The following is a 6,235-nucleotide window of genomic DNA, read 5'->3' on the forward strand; positions in this document are numbered from 1 at the left end:
AAGCGGTATTCTGGAATGTCTTTCTTATCGACTGTTCCTGGTTCACTTGGATATTTAGGAATTTCATTTCCTTCTTTATCCTTGAATGATGTCTTAACTTTTTCGTAGATGTGTTTTGTATTTCCTTTTTCATCAATTTCAGTTCTAACAACATTATATCCTGGAATTGGTTCTGAAGGTTTAGCTCCATCTTTAGATGGAAGTAAATCTGTTTCTTTGCCATCTTTTTCGATAACTACAAATCTAGTATCTGGGCGAACTGTTGGAGTATATTTAGCTGTTACTGGTGTTCCGTTCTTATCAACACGTTTAACTGTTACTCCTGTAGCTTTTCCTACGAAGTTTGGCTCTGGAGTGAATGTTACTTTTCCATTTTCATCGATTGTATATGTTCCTTCGTTTGGTACTACTTTTTCAGTTGTTCCATCATAGAATTTTGGTTTTACATTTTCATCGATTGCTACTGGTACTTCTTTCCCGTTAAGTGTTACTTTTCCACCTGTAAATGTTGGTGTCCCTTCTTGAGATTGTCCTTTTGGACCTTCTGATTCAGCATCTTTAGAAGTTGGTGACACTGGGATTACTACTGGTGTGTATTTAGCTGTTACTGGTGTTCCGTTTTTGTCAACACGCTTAACTGTTACTCCTGCAGCTTGTCCTGTGAATGTTTTTTCTGGAGTGAATGTTACTTTTCCATTTTCATCGATTGTGTATGTTCCTTCGTTTGGTACTACTTTTTCAGTTGTTCCATCATCGAATTTTGGTTTTACAGCTTCATCGATTGCAACAGTTTTTTCTTGACCATTAATCGTTACTTTTCCACCTGTAAATGTTGGTGTTCCTTCTTGAATTGCACCTTGAACATTAGTTGTGATGACATCTGAACTTGTTGGTGTTGCTGGTTTTACAACTGGTGTGTATTTAGCTGTCACTGGTGTAGCATTCTTATCTTCACGTTGAACTGTAACGCCTGTTCCTTTACCTGTAAAGTTCTTTTCTGGTGTAAAGGTTACTGTGCCGTCTGGAGTTACTGTATATGTTCCTTCACCATCGATAGTTACTGATTCAACTGGATCACCTGTTTTTGGATCTACCAATTTAGCTGGTTTATCTTCGTTGATTTCTACAGTTTTATCTTCACCATTTACTGTTACTGTGCCACCTTCAAATGTTGGTTTACCTTTTTGAATTGAACCTTGAACATCTTCTGTTACAGTATCTGAACCTGTTGGTGTTACTGGTTTAACTGTTGGTTCATAAGTAGCAGTTGTTGGTGTTCCATTCGCATCTTTGGCTTGAACAGTTGCTGCTACTGGTGTACCTGTGAAGTCTTTATTTGGTGTAAATGTTACTTTACCTGTTGTTGGTTCAATTGTGTAGGTACCAACTGTATTTCCATCATTATCTTTTGCTGGAATTGTTGTATCATCTATTGGTTTTCCAGTTTCAGGATTTACTAATTTAGCTGGCTGATCCGCATCAATCTTCATAGGAATTCTTTCATCACCTGGTGTGAATGATGGAGTTCCTTCTTGTTTAGCACCTTGAATTCCTTCAGAAGTTGTTGGTGTTCCTGATGGTTCCACTGGTGTAATAGATGGAGTATAAGTTGTTTTTACAACTGTTCCATTTGTATCTTTTGCTTGGATCGTTACTGGCTCAACTTCACCAGCATACGTTTTATCTGTTGGTGTAAATACTGCATTCACTTTGCCATCTACGACTTTAAGTGTATACGTGCCAATCACATCACCTGCTGGATTCTTCGCTGGAACTGAATCTACTGCATTTTCATTTTCATCTAATAATTTAAATGAAGTTGTATCGATTGCTACTGTTTTTTCTGTTCCATTGATTTCTGTTTTACCTGGAGTAAATGTAACTTCTTTTGATTGTTCTACCCCTTGGATATCTGTTGAAGTAGCTGGTTCTGCTGTTGGAACTACTCCTACGATATGTGGAGTATAGGTTGTTTTCACAGTTGTACCATTTTCATCTTCTGCTTGAACATTCGCTGGTAATACGGTACCTTTATAAGTTTTATCAGTTGGTGTAAATGTTACAGTATTATTTGATGGGTCGATTGAGTAAGTACCTACTTTAGTAACTCCATCAGCTGCATATGCTGGAACTGTTGCTTCTGTTGGTACACTTCCATCTGCATTTACTAATTTAGCTGAATTCGCTTTAAGCGCTACTATTTTTTCTGTACCTGAAATTGTTGCTTTACCTGGAGCAAAGGCCACAGTTCCTGATTGTACTTCACCTTGAATGTTTGTTGATTCTCCAGGTGTTGCTGTTGGCTTAACTCCTACGATTGTTGGAGTGTAAGTTGTTTTAACGGTTGTTCCATTTACATCTTCTGCTTGTACATGTGCTGGTAATACTTTACCTACATAAGCCTTATCAGTTGGTGTAAATGTTACTTTATTAGTAGCTGGATCAACTGAGTATGTTCCTACTTGAGTAACTCCGTCCTCTTTATAAGCTGGTACTGTCGCTTCTGTCGGTACACTTCCATCAGCATTTAACAATTTAGCTGAATTTGGTTTAAGTTCTACTGTTTTTTCTGTATCTCCAATTGTTGCTTTTCCTGGTGCAAATGCTACAACTGCTGATTGTTCAGCTCCTTGAATATCAGTAGATGTTGCTGGTTCAGCAGTTGGTACTACTGGAACAACTTCTGGAGTATAAGTTGTTGTTGCTGTCGCTGTTACTTCAGTTCCAGCTTTATCAGCTCCTACCGGTACAGTTAACGATACGCCAATTCCTTTTGTTTTACCTTTGAATGTTGGAAGTGGCCTGAATGTTACCACACCAGTTGTTGGATTGATTGTGTATGTTCCTTCATTCTCCACTGTTACTGATTCAACAAGTGAGTTATCTGTAGGATTAATTAATTTTGCAGGATGAGTTGCTGTTGGCGTGATAGCCTCTTCTTTTGTTGTTCCCGCAAAAGCTTTAAATACTGGAGTTCCAGTTTGTTCTTTACCTTGAATATCAATAGAAGTTTTTGGATCTGCAGTAATTGTTTTTGGTGTTACATTTGGAATATAAACAGCATCCATTGTTAACTCTGTAGTAGAGTGGATTCCTGTATTATTGTTTACAAGTCCATTTCTTTCTGTTAAAGCTTTCCATCCAGTTGTTTGACCATTCGCATCTACTGCACGTAGTGCAACACCATCTGCTTTACCAACGAAGTTAGCCACTGGCGTGAATGTTACTCCTTTATCTGTAACATTATACGTACCTTGACCATCTTTAGTATACGTTTTCGCAAGAGAACCGTCTGGTTTAACAATCATAACCCCTTCAGATTGTTTAACTTTAGTTGTTTCTAAACTAATATTATTTCTTTGTTCTGAATAGTATAATTTACCATATGAGTTGAATGTTGTTTTCCCATTTCCAGATCCAACATTAGACGCATCGTCACCTTCAGCCCTGTTAACAAACTCGAAATCGATTGATTGCGTTTCACCTTGAACACCTGTAGTTTCTTCTTTATCCCCACGTGGTGGAAGAGCTACTTGGATTTGGTTATCCTCTACTTCCCCAGAATAAGCAATACCTGTTGGTTTTTCCACTTGTGATCTAGTTTTAGTAATACGAACACGGAAGTTAACCGCTTCTTTTGTTGTATCGATAAGTTGAGTATTACTGAATTTAAGTTTTACTTTCTGATTATTTTCAGTTACCTCTACAATTTCTGAAGCTTCACCTTCATCGAATTTACCATTTTGGTTAAAATCGATAAATCCTCGAACATAAGCAGGTGCTGGTGTTTCTGTAAATTGATCATTACCATTAACTGAAGCTGTGATGTTTACTTCATATGTATCATCTGGAGCCTTCACTAATTTAACTTCTGGTTCTCCAGTATCCTTATTGTCATGAACATCTGCTTGATCAATTAACTGTTTAACACCTTCATCTGCGTTATCTTTGTTATCATCAGAGCCAATTCCACGGACACGTTCTCCTGAAGATTCCTCAAAATCAGCTTTAACAGTTCCTAAATATGGTTGTTGAATTTGTTTTACAAGTTTGGTATTCCAATCAATTGTCTCAGTCCTTAGATAATGAACCGCATCTCCATAAGAAGAAGGGAGATCACCCATATCAGACATTTTTATACCAACCATCGTAGATTGTGCTCCTGATGTAACAATATAAAATCCCACTTCTGTTGCATTCGATGTAGATACAACCGGAATTCCCATAGGTGCCTTATTTGTATACGTTCCAAATACCTGAGACCCTAAACCAGCTGTAGCTGAATCTCGTGTTGCGAACATTTTCGCTTTAAGTGCTTCTACAAATTCAGGAGTATTCCACTGAGTTACTGTGTTTATACCATTCACACTATTCATATTTGGTAATGGCTTGTATACTGTATTCCCAGCTTTTCCAAAAACACCATCTAACTCCCAAGGTGTACCATTTGTAGTATAAATCTCAGCTTCAAGGTTAGCAGAACTAACTTCTTCACCTGATGTCATAACAATACCAGGTTTAACAGGTTTTCCAAAGTATGTACCTTCAACAGTAAACAGAACTCCTGCCACAGTACCATTAGCTGATCCACCATTATCATTTACACCACCAATTGTCGTTTTAGCAGTTTTCCCAGTACTTAGTCCACCACGAGTTGCAACTTCTGTATATCTTGTTTGTGGAGTACCTCCAATACCTGTGGCACTACGAAATTTATTTTCTTTATTCTCAACATACGAAGCTTCATGAGCTGTACCTGCAACCCGTTTTTTATATACTTCTGTTGTTTCAAATGGTTTTAACTCTTTAACTGTCAGTGTAACTGTATATCCAGGAATTATATCTTTTGTAAATTTAGCCCCTACTTGGAGTTGACCGTTCGATTTTAGCCCTGTCCATGCTTTTGAATCCGAGAAATCCAACCATTGGATTTGATCATTATACTCCTGTTGTTCTTTAGGATCAGTAATAACACGTACGTCGTCTAACGAACTATATCCATGGTCGGCTAACCATTTTTTTCCTGTTTCAGTAGTTCCATCTTTAAGACCTGTTGTTTGTGTTTCGTCTAGGTTAACAGCAAACTTACCATCACGGCCAATTCCTGCATTTTTCAATTCATTGTAAACTGCAAGGATAGACTCGTTAAGGCGTTCCAATTGAGCATCTACTTGCTCTTTTGTAACACTCTTATCAGCTAGAAGAGCCTTAGTTTCAGTAAGAACAGCTTGGTTTTTAGCGACTGTTGCTGTAACTGCCGCCTTGTTTTCTTCTTTGACATCAGCCTTAGCAAGTTCAGTCTCAGCCAATTTGTTGGTTACTTCAGCTTCTGACGATACTTGTGTAAGAGCTGTTTTCGCTACTGAAAGAGCTGTTTCAGCTGGAGTTGCTTTCTTTTCAGCTTCTGCTTTAGCTGCTTCTTTTTCAGCCGCTTGTTTCTTATCGAAACCAGCAGTATTTGACTCAGTTACAACTGTGCTCAAAGCTGATACAGTCTCTGCTTGTGCATCTACATCAGCTTGGCTAGCATCTAATTTAGCTAGAGTTGCTTTAGCTGTTGCCAATACTTCCTTAGCTGAGCTTACTACTGTAGCATCTGCATATTTAGCAGTTGAAAGTTTAGACTCTAAAGTCGCAATACTTGCTTCAAGGATAGCCTTGTTTACTTTCTTAGCCTCTTCTGCTTTGACTTCAGGTTTTACTTCTGCAGCTTTTGTAGTTTCAGGTTTTACAGTTTCTACTGTTTCAGCTTTAGGCTCAGCCTTTTCCTTCTCCTTATCATCTTGACTAGGAGCAGGTGTTGAGATAGTTGTTGTTTCAGCTGATTGTACTTCAGTCGCTGATACCGCACCGTTACCTAGGAACATCAAACCAGCCGCAATCGCTACTGATGCTGCTCCAAAGCTGTATTTACGAATACCGTAACGAATGTACTTCTCCGTTCTAAAATCTTGTTGTTTGCCTTTCATTGAGACTCACAACCTCCTTATGTTTTACTTTATTTTCATGTACTTAGCACAAAAAAAATCGGCATTATGAAATATTTAATATGATAACATTTTGCATGTCGGAAATTTGGATACTATATACGATTTAATGATAACATATTCTCTCCTTACAAGCAAGTAGTTAGGCTTTAAATTTACACTATAATAAATAAGGTAACTTCTCAAAGTAACTTCCACTTGCCTGACCAAAGTGGAAATTAGTCTAAAACGGATTTTTATGGTGGAAT

Annotated in this window: 1 protein-coding gene; it reads right to left on the minus strand. The window is 37.9% G+C overall.

Annotated features, from left to right (window positions below):
- Positions 1–5,969: Ig-like domain-containing protein (locus QP439_RS08640; RefSeq protein ID WP_285389571.1), on the minus strand; the 5,969-nt coding region annotated here is incomplete at its 3' end.
- Between the last annotated feature and the right edge of the window lie 266 nt (positions 5,970–6,235).

Source organism: Streptococcus sp. UMB1203 (assembly GCF_030217725.1).
Taxonomy (GTDB): Bacteria; Bacillota; Bacilli; order Lactobacillales; family Streptococcaceae; genus Streptococcus.